The 14,068-nt window shown below is 69.3% G+C and carries 13 protein-coding genes; 5 read left to right on the forward strand and 8 right to left on the reverse strand.

Annotated elements, in window-relative coordinates; all coding sequences use genetic code 11:
• The first annotated feature begins 1 nt into the window (after position 1).
• Entirely contained in the window at positions 2-592 is a 591-nt protein-coding gene (locus tag AC0662_RS30220) for a dihydrofolate reductase family protein (RefSeq protein ID WP_478304878.1), read from the forward strand.
• Here the strand turns inward: AC0662_RS30220 and AC0662_RS30225 are convergent.
• From AC0662_RS30225 to AC0662_RS30240, 4 genes are all read right to left on the reverse strand, one after another.
• Positions 571-1,359 carry an aminoacyl-tRNA hydrolase gene (locus AC0662_RS30225; protein ID WP_478304880.1) on the reverse strand — a complete coding sequence of 263 codons (789 nt, stop codon included), beginning with the start codon at positions 1,357-1,359 and terminating at the stop codon, positions 571-573. The two genes, AC0662_RS30220 and AC0662_RS30225, sit on opposite strands and share 22 nt — an antisense overlap.
• 645 nt (positions 1,360-2,004) lie before the next feature.
• Positions 2,005-3,630, reverse strand: coding sequence for a chaperonin GroEL (gene groL, locus AC0662_RS30230; RefSeq protein WP_452196798.1), 1,626 nt, complete (start codon positions 3,628-3,630; stop codon positions 2,005-2,007).
• A 220-nt stretch (positions 3,631-3,850) separates the two neighbouring features.
• Positions 3,851-4,198, reverse strand: coding sequence for an MmcQ/YjbR family DNA-binding protein (locus tag AC0662_RS30235; protein ID WP_478304882.1), 348 nt, complete (start codon positions 4,196-4,198; stop codon positions 3,851-3,853).
• A 36-nt stretch (positions 4,199-4,234) separates the two neighbouring features.
• The gene (locus AC0662_RS30240; RefSeq protein WP_478304884.1) at positions 4,235-5,032 is read right to left on the reverse strand and encodes a PASTA domain-containing protein; all 798 of its coding nucleotides are present in this window, start codon (positions 5,030-5,032) and stop codon (positions 4,235-4,237) included.
• A 173-nt stretch (positions 5,033-5,205) separates the two neighbouring features.
• Between AC0662_RS30240 and AC0662_RS30245 the strand changes: the two genes are divergently transcribed.
• Complete coding sequence (locus AC0662_RS30245; protein WP_452196795.1) at positions 5,206-5,547, forward strand: PspC domain-containing protein; 342 nt, start codon at positions 5,206-5,208, stop codon at positions 5,545-5,547.
• A 204-nt stretch (positions 5,548-5,751) separates the two neighbouring features.
• Here AC0662_RS30245 and AC0662_RS30250 read toward each other — a convergent pair whose 3' ends face one another.
• Complete coding sequence (locus AC0662_RS30250) at positions 5,752-6,717, reverse strand: glycerophosphodiester phosphodiesterase (RefSeq protein WP_478304886.1); 966 nt, start codon at positions 6,715-6,717, stop codon at positions 5,752-5,754.
• Positions 6,718-6,908: 191 nt separating this feature from the next.
• Between AC0662_RS30250 and AC0662_RS30255 the strand changes: the two genes are divergently transcribed.
• Positions 6,909-8,642, forward strand: a complete 1,734-nt coding sequence (locus AC0662_RS30255) for an ABC transporter ATP-binding protein (protein ID WP_478304888.1) — start codon at positions 6,909-6,911, stop codon at positions 8,640-8,642.
• Positions 8,639-10,375, forward strand: coding sequence for an ABC transporter ATP-binding protein (locus tag AC0662_RS30260; protein WP_478304890.1), 1,737 nt, complete (start codon positions 8,639-8,641; stop codon positions 10,373-10,375). Before AC0662_RS30255 ends, AC0662_RS30260 begins: the two co-directional genes overlap by 4 nt.
• 58 nt (positions 10,376-10,433) lie before the next feature.
• On the opposite strand, the gene AC0662_RS30265 is transcribed toward AC0662_RS30260, so the two are convergent.
• Positions 10,434-10,976 (reverse strand): 23S rRNA (adenine(2058)-N(6))-methyltransferase Erm(C), encoded by a 543-nt coding sequence (locus tag AC0662_RS30265; protein WP_452202959.1) that lies wholly within the window; start codon positions 10,974-10,976, stop codon positions 10,434-10,436.
• A 60-nt stretch (positions 10,977-11,036) separates the two neighbouring features.
• Entirely contained in the window at positions 11,037-12,167 is a 1,131-nt protein-coding gene (locus AC0662_RS30270) for a CapA family protein (RefSeq protein WP_478304892.1), read from the reverse strand.
• A gap of 111 nt (positions 12,168-12,278) precedes the next feature.
• Here AC0662_RS30270 and map point away from each other — a divergent pair, with 111 nt between their 5' ends.
• Positions 12,279-13,046, forward strand: a complete 768-nt coding sequence (map, locus tag AC0662_RS30275) for a type I methionyl aminopeptidase (protein ID WP_478304894.1) — start codon at positions 12,279-12,281, stop codon at positions 13,044-13,046.
• 5 nt (positions 13,047-13,051) lie between these two features.
• Here the strand turns inward: map and AC0662_RS30280 are convergent, their stop codons facing one another.
• Positions 13,052-14,068, reverse strand: a complete 1,017-nt coding sequence (locus tag AC0662_RS30280) for an Rv2578c family radical SAM protein (RefSeq protein ID WP_478304896.1) — start codon at positions 14,066-14,068, stop codon at positions 13,052-13,054.

Below are 14,068 nucleotides of genomic sequence, written 5' to 3' on the forward strand. Positions count from 1 at the left end.
CATGGGGCGCGTGATCGTGTCGGCAGCCGTTTCACTCGACGGGTTCGTGGCGGACACCGAGGACGGGGTCGGGCCGCTGTTCGACTGGTACAACAACGGGCCGGTCGAGGTGTACGGGACCGACCGGGGCCGGCCGTTCCACGTGAGTGAGGCGAGTGCGGCGTACATGAAGTCCACCTGGCCGAACGTCGGGTCGTGCGTCATCGGGCGGCATCTCTTCGACATCACGAACGGCTGGGACGGCGTACCGTCGGTCGGCGACCACGTCTTCGTCGTCACGCATCAGCCGCCGACGGACTGGCCGTTCCCCGACGCACCGTTCACCTTCGTCAACAGTGTCGAGGAAACCATCGCCCGGGCGAAAGAGCACGCCGGCGACCGCGACGTCGTCGTCACCGGCGGCAACATCACCGGTCAGGCGCTCGCCGCTGGTCTGGTCGACGACATCGCGTACAACGTCGTACCGGTGGTCTTCGGCAGCGGGGTGAAGTTCTTCGGCGACTTCGTGGGGCCGCAGGTGCTGCTCGACAATCCGCGGGTGGTCCAGGGTGACCGCGTCACCCACCTGCACTACCGCGTCAGCAAAGGATGATCGGCGATCACGGTACGGGAGCCGGGAGCGATCTCGGTGAAGCCGGCGTCCTGCACCACGGGGAGACGCGTGGCCAGCAGTTCCTGCCACTGGGCGCGGCCGGCGGTCCGCACCGCCAGCGCGAAGTCGGCCGCCTCCCACTCCTTCCGCGCCGCTGACGACAGCCCCCACCACGCGAGCTGCGCCGCATGCCCGCACTGCGCGATCGCCTTACCACTGGACATCTCCAGATCCGGATTCACCCACAGCACCGGTACGCCGTGTCCGGGCGCCGCAAGCTCCGCGGAGTCCTCGAAGTCCGTGCCACTCACCTGAAGCTTGAACAAGTCCACCGGCACCGAATCCACCCCCGTAGGCGGAAACACCCGAACCTCAGCCACCGACACGCCCACCGCGCCTGCACCGGTCCCCGGCTCCACGCCACCCGCCCCAGTCCCCGCTTCCACGGCACCCGGCACCGCAGCGCCCGACACACCGCCCGGCTCCGCAGCACCGCCCGGCTCCGCGGTGCCTGCTCCGGTTCCCCTCACCGTGATGCCGGGCAGCGCCTCGGCTCGGCGCCACTCAGCTCCACGGGCGCGCTTGGTGATCTTCCGGATCCGGTTGTCCTGCCAGGCCGTCATCGCCGCCGCCCACTCGCCCTCGCCGGACGAGCGCTCGTCGGCCAGCATCGCCAGCACCGCCCGCGCCGCCGTCTCGAGAGCATCCGTCTGCGAAGGCCGCGCGTTCTTCTCGACGCGCACCACGAGTGTCAGCACCTGTTCCACGCCGCGAGTCTGCCAGCACCCTCGCCGCACACGGCACGCGGGACGCACGGGCCTGCGGCACGACGGTGACCGCGCTCGGTCACGGTGGGTGGCGCTAGGCGGCCGGCACCGGCGCGACGCCGTACGACAGCCCGCGAGTGCGACGGCGCCAGGTGGGGTTCGGACAGGAAACGGGGACTGGAGACCCGGTATTGCCTGTCCCCAGTCACCAGTACCTGTCCAAGGTCCCCATTCATGTGCTCCATCCGGCGCGGGGGCTCCGCTGCGCGGTCGGGCGGGTGCGGTCGGGCGGGTGCGGTCGGGCGGGTGCGTGTGGTCGAGTTCGCCTGTGGGAGGGGCTCGGGAGATGGCCGCGGGGTACGCGAGGGGTTATCCGCTCGTGGTGGGGGTTCTGGGGTGGTGTGCGAGGGGAGAAGGCCTGCCTGGAGGGGTTATCCCCTCGTGTGGGGACGGGAAGAGCTCGTGTGAGGTGAAGGTTCGTCGCGCCGTTGACCGGTTGCTCCGTCGCCCCGTTGAGGCGTCGGGGCGTTTGGGTCGCTCGGTTGTGGTGCGGCGGGCTCCGGGACGGGGCGGGGACAGGCAACGGCCCCGAACCGTTGGGTTCGGGGCCGTTGAGGTGTTGCTGTGTGCTGTCGGACTACTGGATCAGAAGTCCATGCCGCCCATGTCGGGCGCGCCGCCGGGGGCGGCCGCGGCCTTCTCCGGCTTGTCGGCGATGACGGCCTCGGTGGTGAGGAACAGGGCCGCGATCGACGCCGCGTTCTGCAGCGCGGACCGGGTCACCTTGGCCGGGTCGATGATGCCGGTGGCGATCAGGTCGACGTACTCACCGGTCGCGGCGTTGAGGCCCCAGCCCGGCTCGAGGTTGCGAACCTTCTCCACCACGACGCCACCCTCGAGGCCGGCGTTCACGGCGATCTGCTTCAGCGGGGCCTCGACGGCCTTGCGCACGATCTGCGCACCGGTCGCCTCGTCACCCTCGAGCTCCAGCTTCTCGAACGCCGCCACGGACGCCTGCAGAAGAGCGACGCCACCACCGGCGACGATGCCCTCCTCGACGGCCGCCTTCGCGTTGCGAACGGCGTCCTCGATGCGGTGCTTGCGCTCCTTCAGCTCGACCTCGGTGGCCGCGCCGACCTTGATCACCGCAACGCCACCGGCCAGCTTGGCCAGCCGCTCCTGCAGCTTCTCGCGGTCGTAGTCGGAGTCCGACTTCTCGATCTCGGCGCGGATCTGGTTGACCCGGCCGGTGATCTGGTCCGCGTCGCCCTCGCCCTCGACGATGGTCGTCTCGTCCTTGGTGACGACGATCTTGCGGGCCTGGCCGAGCAGCTCCAGGTCGACGGTGTCGAGCTTGAGGCCGACCTCCTCGGAGATCACCTCGCCGCCGGTGAGGACGGCGATGTCGACCAGCATGGCCTTGCGGCGGTCACCGAAGCCCGGCGCCTTGACGGCGACGGCCTTGAAGGTGCCCTTGATCTTGTTGACGACCAGGGTCGCCAGCGCCTCGCCCTCGATGTCCTCGGCGATGATGGCCAGCGGCTTGCCGGTCTGCATGACCTTCTCCAGCACCGGGACGAGGTCCTTGATGCTCGAGATCTTGCTGTTCACGATCAGGATGTACGGGTCGTCGAGGACCGCTTCCATCCGCTCGGTGTCGGTCACGAAGTACGGCGAGATGTACCCCTTGTCGAAGCGCATACCCTCGGTGAGCTCGAGCTCGAGGCCGAAGGTGTTGCTCTCCTCGACGGTGATGACGCCTTCCTTGCCGACCTTGTCCATCGCCTCGGCGATGATCTGGCCGACCTGGTTGTCGGCGGCAGAAATCGAGGCCGTGGAAGCGATCTGCTCCCGGGTCTCGACGTCCTTGGCCAGCGACAGCAGCTGCTCGCTGACCGCCTCGGTGGCCTTCTCGATGCCCTTCTTCAGGCCCATCGGGTTCGCGCCCGCGGCAACGTTGCGCAGTCCCTCGCGGACGAGGGCCTGGGCCAGCACGGTGGCGGTCGTGGTGCCGTCACCCGCGACGTCGTCGGTCTTCTTGGCAACTTCCTTGACAAGCTCGGCCCCGATCTTCTCGTACGGGTCCTCGAGCTCGATCTCCTTGGCGATGGAGACACCGTCGTTGGTGATCGTGGGGGCGCCCCACTTCTTCTCCAGCACGACGTTGCGGCCCTTCGGGCCGAGTGTCACCTTGACCGCGTCGGCGAGGGTGTTCATCCCCCGCTCGAGGCCACGGCGTGCCTCTTCATCGAAAGCAATCAGCTTGGGCATTCTCCGCGAGTCCTCCCGCGTCGAGTCTTTGTGGTCCAGCCGGCGCCGATGCCCGCGACGGACGGCACCGATCCGCGACGCTCATGTCCCGCCGCGCTCCGGCACCTCATCGAAGCCGTCTTCTTGCACACACCGCGGGCACGAGCTTTTATCACTCTCACCCTTGGAGTGCTAACCAAGTATTAGCACTCGACCCAAACGAGTGCAAGCCAGCCCGACCCTACGCACCGGCCCCCGGAGTCAGCTGGGCGATCAGGTACTTCGGTGCCGTCAGCCGCCACGCCTCGGTGATGAGCTCGCGCAGCTCCTCCTCGTCGGCCGGCTCCAGCTCGACGAGAAGCCACGCGAAGCGCCCGCCGGCCCACGAGGCGGAGTACACGGCCGGGTCCTCGGCGACCAGGGCCTCCTGCTCCTCACGGAGGGCCTTCAGGTGCATGCGGGTCTGGTCCTCGGACAGGTACGCGAAGCTCTTGTTCTTCACCTTGAAGACCGGCTGCCCCGCCCACCCCTCCTGCTCCTCAGCGCCCGGCAACCCCGCCATCACCTTCACCACCGCCGCCGCATCCATACCCCGAACGCTAGGCACCCCCGCCGACAGTTCCGCCTACTTGACGACGGTCAGCGTGACGGTTTCGCCGGGATTCAGGATGGTTCCAGGGGCTGGGGAGACGTTGACGACGCGGCCCGGTTCGTAGACGAGGGACGTCCTCGTGCGAACCTCCACTTCCAGGCCCAGCTGCTTCAGACGCCGCGCGTACGCCGTACCGTTCCCGCTCTCGTCGAGGGACCGGGCACTGGGTACGCCGATCAGGTCGGGAAGGACCTCGATCCGGCCCAGGATCTCGTCCACCTCGGCGGCGTTGGTCGACGACGAGGCACGGAACCAGACGTTCAGGGCCGGGATGCCCACCGCGCCCCAGCACACGTCGTCGTCCCCACAGCTGGTCCAGGTGCGCTCGGCTGCCACTCCGTTGATGCTGAACCTCAGGTCGACGTGGAAACCGTTCGGTGGGGAGGTGTCGAGCTCCACGCTGTCGACGTCCGGAGGGCGCGGCACATCGCAGTCCCCCGCCGCGCTCGGGTCGTCGATCAGGACGGTGTCGCGGCGCGGGATACCGCAGCGGCTGAGGTTCATGCCCCACCCCCGCGGTACGGCGATCGCCGCGTGCCCGAAGCCGACCACGCGCATCGCGACCGGCTCCGGAAGCAGCTCGGGCGTGGTGACCAGACCGCCGCCGCCGTTGGTGCTCAGCAAGTTGGTGACACCGATGACGGCGATCACCGTGGTCACCGCGGCGGCCGACGCCAGCACATTGCGCGATCGACTGCGCGAAACGGTGGTGTTGAGGCCCACGTCGTCCTCGGGCGGCTCCAGAAGCTCGGTCGAGTGCGGTGGGTTCATCAGGTCTCTCACAGTTCTGCCGAACCGGGCGACTCCTCCAGTCTGAGCGCCGGAGCGGTGGCTTGTCACGAAAGTCGTCAGGGACGCCGGATCTCCGGCCCCGGGGTCGGATCAGGGGTCGGTCGGTACCGATCCTGATGTGCCGCAGGGTGCCCGAACGGGACAGTAGAGACATGACGAACTCCAACGCACCGTTCCAGAACCTGTCCGGCAAGGTCCTCCGTCGGTCCGCGAACCAGCGGATGCTCTCCGGAGTCTCCGGCGGCATCGCCGAGTACCTGAACGTCGACGTGACCCTGGTCCGCCTCGGCTGGGTCGGCCTCACCCTGATCACCGGCGGCGCCGCCCTGCTCGGCTACGCGGTCGCCTGGATCGTGATCCCCGAGTCCGACGGCAAGGCCGTGTGGCAGAACGTCCAGCAGTCGGTGAACCAGCACCAGGACACCACCGAGCAGGACATCGCTTCCCGCCTCTACGACGACACCACCACGAACAACAAGCCCCCGGCGGCATGACAGTACTTTCGGCCGGGCCTCCGGCACCGGCGCGGTCACGGGGCTGTGACTCCCGGCCTTCCCTCGTCGCTCCGGTCGCTACGCTCCCTGCGCTCCTCAGTCCAGGCCGGGAGGCCCCGTGACCGGTCCTGCGCCTCGGACGAGGCGCAGTAGCCGCCCCAAGACCACCCAGGTGGGGTGACTGCTGCAGCGGTCACCCCACCGCTACACGTTCAGGGCGCGTTTGCGGAGTGTCTCGACCGCCTGGTCCGGCTGGTCGGCGAAGACGCCCTGGAGGCCCAGGGACGCGAACCGGGTCAGCTCGGTGGCGTAGTCCGTGGCGCTGGGCAGGAAGCGGCGCTCGGCGCGGAAGGTCCACGCCTGGACGTTCAGTCCGGCGCGGTGCGCCTGCTCCACCAGCCGAGTGGGTTCGCCGAGACAGTTCTCGGCGGTGCGCGGGATGATCAGGTCCTTGTGCGGCGCCAGCACCTGCGCGTACGTCGCGACCTCGCGTAACCCGGCCGGCTCGATCAGATCGGCGTACGTGCGCCCGTCGCCGGTCCGCAGGAAGTCGTTCGGCGCACTCTCGGCGTCGATCAGCTGGACCAGCGGTACCCGCGTCATCACCGACAGCCGCCGCAGGCTGGTCGGCTCGAACGACTGGACCATGATCTCGTCGTCCCGCAGCCGCAGCGCCAGGATCCGTTCGGTCAGCAGCTCCTCCAGCGGCAGCCCGAGCCGCCGGAAGTACGTCGGGTGCTTGATCTCCGGGATCACACCGATCGGCCGCCCGAGCCGCAGGGACTCCCGCCGCGCCAGCGCGACCACCTCGTCGAAGGTGGGGATCTCCTCCAGCCCCTCGTACGCCGTGTTGCTCGCGCGCAGCGCCGGCATCCGCTCCCGGGCGCGCAGCGTGCGCAGCTCGGCGAACGTGAAGTCCTCGACGAACCAGCCGGTCACCGCGGTGCCGTCGACGATCTTGGTGATCTTCCGGTCCGCGAAGACCGGGTGCTCGGCGACGTCCGTCGTACTCGAGATCTCGTTCTCGTGGCGGCAGACCAGGATGCCGTCGAGGGTGGCGACCAGGTCCGGCTCCAGGTAGTCGGCGCCCTGCAGGGCGGCCAGCCGGTAGGCCGCCGGTGTGTGTTCCGGGCGGTAGCCACTCGCTCCCCGATGCGCGATCACCAACATGGATCCAGGACAGGGGCCGGACATGGCCCGGCGGGAACCCGTTGCCCAACGCAAGGTGAAGCTCTACCGTCCGTCACCACGCACCAGACTGCGCGGCCCGGTACGTCGCCATCGGCAGCCGGTCCGGGGGTCCACAGACGCGATTAATTCGCATGCAAACTGTCCGAGGCGCGACCTAGCCTGAGTGGGCCATGAGACAACTGCCGCTCGCCGATCCCGGCGTCCCGAACCATCGCTCGCCGGCCCGCTACCTGTGGTGGGTGGCCCGCGGTCAGTCCCGCACGCTCGCCGGCGGGATGGCCTTCGGCATCATCTGGATGGCCGCGCAGGCGTTCATCCCGGCGATCCTCGGCCTGGCCATCGACGAGGGCATCGCGGCCCGCGACGGGGAGCGGCTGCTGCAGTGGACCGCGTTGCTGTTCGCGGTCGGCATAGTGCAGGCGGCGGCCGGCATCCTGCGGCACCGGTTCGCGGTCACCAACTGGCTGACCGCGGCGTACCGGACGGTCCAGGTGGTGACGCGGAAGTCCGCCGACCTGGGCGCGACGCTGCCGAAGCAGCTGGCCACCGGTGAAGTGGTCAGCATCGGCGCCGGCGACCTGTCCTACATCGGGAACCTGATGGAGATCTCGGCCCGGTTCGCCGGCGCGATCGTCGCGTTCTTCGTGGTCGCGGTGATCCTGCTGTCGTCCTCGACCGTGCTCGGCCTGGTCGTGCTGATCGGCGTACCGCTGATGCTGTTCGCCCTGGGCCCGATGCTGCGGCCGCTGCACAAGCGGCAGTCCGCGCAGCGCGAGGCAGTCGGCGAGCTGAACTCACTCGGTTCGGACATCGTGGCCGGCCTGCGGGTGCTGCGCGGTATCGGCGGCGAGGAGTCGTTCTCGCGGCGCTACCGCAGCGAGTCGCAGCAGGTGCGGAAGGCGGGCGTCCAGGTCGCCGGCATCCAGTCCGTGCTGGACGCGGCCCAGGTGCTGCTCCCGGGGATCTTCGTCGTGCTGGTGGTCGGCCTGGGCGCACACTTCGCCTTGCGCGGCGACCTCAGTGCCGGTTCGCTGGTGGCCTTCTACGGCTACGCGACGTTCCTCGTGCTGCCGCTGCGGACCGCGACGGAGTTCGCCAACCAGCTGATGCGCGGCCTGGTCGCCGCAGGCCGGGTGAACCGCGTGCTGGAGCTGGAGTCGGACATCACCGAGCCCGAGACCCCGGTCCGGCTGCCGGAGCACGGTGACCTGGTCGATCCGGTCTCCGGCGTTCGCGCCCGCGACGGCCTGCTCACCGCGATCGTCTCCGCCGAGCCGGACACCTACGGTCAGCTCGCGGACCGCCTGGGCCGGTACGACGACACCAGCGAGGTCCGGTACGGCGGTGTGACGCTGGCCAGTGCGACGCGGGCGGATCTGCGCGAGCGGATCCTGGTGAGCGACACGAGCTCCCAGCTGTTCACCGGCCTCCTGCGCGCGGAGCTGGACCCGAGCGGCCGACGTACCGATGACGAACTGATGGCCGCGCTGCGTACGGCGTCCGCGGAGGACGTTCTCGTCGCGCTGCCGGACGGGCTCGACTCCGAGGTGGAGGAGAAGGGCCGGTCGTTCTCGGGTGGACAGCGCCAGCGGCTGGTGCTGGTGCGGGCGCTGCTCGCCGACCCGTCCGTGCTGGTCCTGGTCGAGCCGACGTCCGCCGTGGACGCGCACACCGAGGCGCGGATCGCGGACCGGCTGCGCGACCACCGGTCCGGCCGGAGCACCGTCGTACTGACCGCGAGCCCGTTGCTGCTGGATCGCGCCGACGAGGTGATCTTCGTCGCCGACGGCCGAGTCGTCGCGACCGGTCGGCACCGTGAGCTGCTCGCGTCCGAGCCGCAGTACCGCCGAACTGTCACCCGACAGGCCGAGGCTGAGACCGAAGAAGAGGAGGCCCTGCGATGAGGCAGATCCTGCCCGTTGCCGGGTCGGCCGAGATCCGTCGGCACGCCCGGCGGCTGGCCCGGCGCCACCCACGCACGCTGGCCGTCGCCCTGCTGCTGCACGGGCTGGCAGCGGTGACCGGTCTCGCGGCGCCGCGGCTGATCGGTGACCTGGTGGAGGACGTGCAGAACGGCACGACCGCCACCAAGGTCAACGAGGTGATCGTCGTGATCGCCGTCTTCATCGTCGCGCAGTCGCTACTCACCCGCTGGGCGCGGTACAAGTCGTTCGCGCTCGGCGAGCAGGTGCTGGCCGAGCTCCGGGAGGAGTTCGTCGACAACGCGCTCGCGCTGCCGATCGGGACGGTCGAGCGGGCGGGTACCGGTGACCTGCTGTCCCGCACCTCGCGGGACGTCGACACGTTGTCGCGGACCGTGCGGTTCGCGGTGCCGGAGACGATCATCGCGTTCGTCACGGTGATCTTCACCGCGGTCGCAACGATGCTGGTCGGTGTCTGGGTGCTGGTGCCGCTGCTCGCGATGGTCCCGTTGCTCTGGCTGAGCACGAAGTGGTACCTGCGTCGCGCCAAGGACGGGTACCTCCGCGAGAACGCGGCGTACGCGCAGATGACCAGCTCGCTCGCGGAGACGGTCGAAGGTGCGCGGACGGTCGAGGCGCTCCGGCGGTACGACGACCGCGTGCGGCGTGGTGACGTGGACATCCGGGGTTCGTACAACGCGGAGCGGTACACGCTGTTCCTGCGGACGGTGTACTTCCCGGCGGCCGAGCTCGGGTACCTCGTGCCCGTCGTCGGCACGCTGCTCTTCGGTGGCTGGCTGCACATCAACGGCCACGTCTCGCTCGGCGCCGTGACGGCCGCCGTGCTGTACGTGAACCAGCTGATCGACCCGGTCGACCGGCTGCTCTCGTGGCTGGACGAGCTCCAGTCCGGCGGTGCCGCGTTCGCCCGGTTGCTCGGCATCAGCGACGTACCGGACGACCGGACGCCATCAGGGCGCCGGCCGGACGGTGAGCTGGTCGAGGCACGCGACGTGCGGTTTTCGTACGTCGAGGGTCGGGACGTGCTGCACTGTGTGGACCTGACGATCCAGCCGGGTGAGCGGATCGCGATGGTCGGGCCGTCGGGCGCCGGCAAGTCGACGCTGGGCCGGCTCGTCGCGGGGATCCACCCGCCGCGGACCGGTTCGGTGACGGTTGGCGGTGTGGGGATGACGGACCTGCCGCTGGACGAGCTGCGGAAGCAGGTCGCGCTGGTCACGCAGGAACACCACGTCTTCGTCGGCACACTGCGGGACAACCTGTCGATGGCGAAGCCGACGGCGACCGATGACGAGCTGATCGCGGCGCTGGCGGCCGTCGACGCGCGCGACTGGGCGGAGGCGTTGCCGGACGGGCTCGACACTCGAGTCGGCTCCGGCCAACTGGCGCTGACGCCTGCGCAGGCGCAGCAGTTGGCGCTGGCTCGCCTGGTCCTTGCCGACCCGCACACCCTGGTGCTCGACGAGGCGACGTCACTGATCGACCCACGCGCCGCACGGCACATGGAGCGCTCGCTGGCCGCGGTCCTGGACGGCAGGACGGTCATCGCGATCGCCCACCGCCTCTACACCGCCCACGACGCCGACCGCGTCGCAGTAGTGGAAGACGGCCACATCACCGAGCTGGGCAGCCACGACGAGTTGGTGGCCCGCAATGGCTCGTACGCCGCGCTCTGGAACTCCTGGCACGGCTGAGACCCAAAACAGTGGGCTGAGACCTGTAGCAACAGGTCTCAGCCCATGTTTTCCGGCTTCAGCGTTTGCGTAGTAGGAGGACTGCAGAGTCGACATGCGGAGGCGGGGTGAAAGCCTTGCGGGGAAGGCGAAGCCCGATCGACGGGTCGTACGAGCGGAACCAACGGTTCGCCCCGGGCGCGGCACCGCGAACCCACCGGTTCGCCACCTGACGTTGCAGCACCAGATCCGCCGACACCAGGCGTGAACCCGGGGCCAGCAAGCGCTTCAGCAACGCGGTGGAGACGTTGTACGGCGGACTCGACACCACCCGGAACGGCCGCGACGGCAACCGCAGGTCACCGGCATCGGCGCGGACGACCGTCACCGGCGCGTCCGCGAACCGCCGGCGCAACCGCTCGGCACGACCCGGATGGAGTTCGACGGCGACCACTCGGGCGCCGGCCCGGACCAGCGGCGCGGTCAGCGCACCGAGTCCGGCCCCGACATCGAGGACGAGTTCGCCGGGTTCGATCCCGGCCGCGTCCACAACCCGTTGGGCCCAACGACTATCGAGCGGATGCCATCCCCAGGCACCCCTCGCCTGCCCGGAGGCGGGCACGACGGACCATCACGAAGTACGTAATCATGCGTCGACCCTAGAGGCCGGTGCGCCCTTGGCTCAAAGCATTTTCGGCGTCGCGCCCAATGCGGTGACGGTCTCCGTGGTCCGGCGTTGCGCGAGTTCGAGCCGGCTCCTCGTCGCCACCGAGTCCCCCTTCGCGAGCTCCCGGCGTACGTCGAGAACGCGGACCGGCAGCGCGTCGGTCATCAGCAGCGGGGCGTACTCGGCCTCGGTCTTCCACCGGTTGCCGTCCCGAGTGAAGGTGAAGCGGGTCAGCAGACCCTCGGCCTTGGTGCTGTCGGGTTCGCGGTGCGCGGCGACCAGGTTCCCGTGGCCGTAGGCGATCCACTTGCCGTCGATCTCCTGCATCGGCTGCACGACGTGCGCGTGGTGGCCGATCACGAGGTCGATGTTGCTGTCGGCAAGCAGTTGCGGGCCGACCTCGCGCTGCTGGTCGTTGAGCTTGTTCGAGTACTCCGTGCCCCAGTGGCAGCTGACCAGCACCAGATCGGCACCGCGATCGCGGGCCTCCTGCGCCTTCAGCGTGATCGACTTCGTGCTGATCTTGCCGGCGCGCCACGTCTCGCCGTTCGGGTACGGCAGGCCGTTGAAGCCGAACGTGAAGCTCAGCGAGGCGACCTTCACTCCCCCGACGTCGACGATCGTGATCTGCTCGGCCTCCGCCCGCGACCGCGCGGTGCCGGCATGCTTCAGACCGACCTTGTCCAAGGTGTCGAGCGTGCGGTCGACACCGGCCGCGCCGCCGTCGAAGCTGTGGTTGCTCGCGGTCGTGCAGAGGTCGTAACCGGTCTGCTTCAGGGCGGTCGCGATCTGCGGCGGGCCCTGGAACATCGGGTCGCCGTGGTACGGGCCGCCGAGCGGCGCGAGCGGGGTCTCCAGGTGCGCGATGGCGAGATCCGCTTTCTGGACAAGGGGTTTCACGCTCGCCATCGACGGGGCGAAGTTCCAGTCGCCGTCACGTTTCGCGGTCGTCCACAGGCGCTCGTGCAACAACACGTCCCCGGTCGCGACCACGGTGATCCGGTCCGGCTTCTTGTCCGGTTTCGGCGCCCGCGTGGGCCGATCGGCGGTCGTCGTCGCGTAGGTGTCCGCGAGACATCCGCTCGTCGCCACTGCGGCGGCCCCGGCGAGCATCCCGCCGAGTACCGCGCGTCGTCGTACCGCCATCCCCGTCCCCCCAAACCCCGTTGTTGCCGTTGAAGACGCTGACTCCGGCCGATTGGTTGGGACTCGGCCGGTGATAATGGTCCCGATGCACCTACGGAAGCCGAGGCAGACATGGTCGACCTGAAGACGCCGGCGGAGATCGAACAGATGCGCGTGGCCGGACGGGTCGTCGCGAACGCACTCGCGGCCGTCAAGAAGGCGGCCGCGGCCGGGGTGTCGTTGCGCGAACTCGACGAGGTCGCCCGCGACGTCCTGCGCTCCGCGGGGGCCGTGTCGTTGTTCGAGGGGTACCAGCCCGGGTTCGCGACGTCACCGTTCAGCGGAGTGATCTGTACGTCGGTGAACGACGCCGTACTGCACGGACTGCCGACCGACCTGCGGCTGCAGGACGGCGACCTGCTGAACGTCGACTGCGGTGCGTCGGTCGACGGGTGGTGTGCCGACTCGGCGATCAGCTTCTGCATCGGTACGCCGCGCGCCGAGGATCTCGAGTTGATCGCGACGACCGAGGAAGCGCTCGCCGCGGGCATCGCGGCAGCGGTCGAGGGCAACCGCATCGGCGACATCGGCGCGGCGATCGGCAGGGTCGGCAAGCACGCCGGCATCGGTACCAACCTCGACTTCGGCGGCCACGGAGTCGGACGCCGGATGCACGAGGAACCCCACGTCCCGAACGGCGGCCGCCCCGGTCGCGGCCTCCGGCTCCGGGCCGGCCACGTCTTCGCGATCGAGCCCTGGTTCTGGACGGGCCCCGGCTCCACTTACGTCATCGACGAGGACGGCTGGACGCTGCGGTCCGCCGACCACACCCGCGGCGCCCACGCCGAACACACCGTTGCCATCACCCCCGAAGGCCCCCAGATCCTCACCCTCGCCTGACCCAGCTAGAACAAGGTTTGTTGGGGAGACGGCTTGGGGTGCATACCCGCGATGGGCTTGGCGCGATGACTGGAGCCGCGACCGAAGCCGTGTTTGTCCAGCAGCGGTCGCGCCTTCTCCTCGAAGGCCTTGCGGAAGCTGGGAACGGCGTACGCACCATGGGCGTACAGCGACTCGTAGCGGCCGACTAATTCAGGGTGGTCGTGGGAGAGCCACTGCATGAACCAGTCCTTCACGCCCGGCCGCAGGTGCAGGATCAGCGTGGTCACGCCAGTAGCGCCCGCGTCCGCGAGCTGGCCGAGAAGATGATCCAACTGCTCGGCCGAATCGGTGAGCCAGGGAAGAACCGGAGCAACCATTACACCGCACGGAAGGTCGGCGTCCCGGATGGCTCGGATCAGGTCGAGACGCCCACGGACAGAGGGTACGCCGGGCTCCAGGCGGCGACGCAGCTCTTCGTCACCCAAGGCCAGCGAGACGCCGACACCGACCGAAACCTCCGCGGACGCAGCGGACAACAACCCCAGATCGCGCCGGAGCAACGTGCCCTTGGTGAGAATCGACAGCGGCGTGCCCGAGGCGGCCAGCGCCTCGATGATGCCCGGCAGCAACCGATAGCGACCCTCGGCCCGCTGGTACGGATCGGTGTTGGTGCCCAAAGCAACTTCTTCGTGACGCCACGACGGCCGCGCGAGCTCGCGGCGCAGGACCTCGGCGACATTCGTCTTGACGACGATCTGCCGGTCGAAGTCCTGCCCCGTGTCGAGCTCGAGGTACGTATGAGTCGGCCGGGCGAAGCAGTACCGGCAGGCGTGCGTACACCCGCGGTACGGATTGATCGTCCAGTTGAACGGCAGCGCCGAACCCGGCACCGAGTTCAGCGCCGATCGCGCGAGCACCTCGTGGAACGTGATCCCCTGGAACTCCGGTGTCGTCACCGATCGGACCAGCCCCGCGATCGACCCGAGCCCCGGCAACGCGCCCGGGGTCTCCACGTCGATCTGCTGACCTGCCCATCTCAT

Source organism: Kribbella sp. NPDC043289 (assembly GCF_056436705.1).